General features: G+C 66.1%; 1 protein-coding gene. It reads right to left on the minus strand.

Going from position 1 to position 410, the window contains the following annotated elements:
- Nucleotides 1-115: 115 nt before the first annotated feature.
- Nucleotides 116-410 (minus strand): M13-type metalloendopeptidase (locus K9U40_RS24230; RefSeq protein ID WP_282892591.1); only part of this gene is annotated, 295 nt, incomplete at its 5' end.

Below are 410 nucleotides of genomic sequence, written 5' to 3' on the forward strand. Positions count from 1 at the left end.
ATCTGGGGATTCGCGATGAACGAGTTCATGCAGCAATCCCGCTCGAGCGTCTGAGACGCGCAGGAGCCCCGCCGGTCCGACCGGCGGGGCTCCTGTCCACGTAGCTCAAGCGGCGCTACCAGATGGCCACGCGTTCCGCCTCCGGCAGCCACATGCCGCCCGAGTCCTGGATGTCGAACGCCTCGTAGAATGCGTACACGTTGCGCGGGGTCTGGCCGGCACGGAACTCGGCGGGAGAGTGCGGATCCGTGGCGATGCGTGTCTTTAGCGCCTCGTCCCGGGACTTCTCCTGCCACACGTAGGCCCAGGAGATGAACAGCCGCTGCGCGGGGGTGTACCCGTCGACGCTCTCGCTGTCCGGACGGTCCTTCTTCTCCTGCGCGGTCTTCCATGCCTTGTAGGCAATGGAC

It is taken from the genome of Xanthobacter autotrophicus, assembly GCF_030015065.1.
In the GTDB taxonomy this organism is placed as follows: domain Bacteria; phylum Pseudomonadota; class Alphaproteobacteria; order Rhizobiales; family Xanthobacteraceae; genus Xanthobacter; species Xanthobacter autotrophicus_D.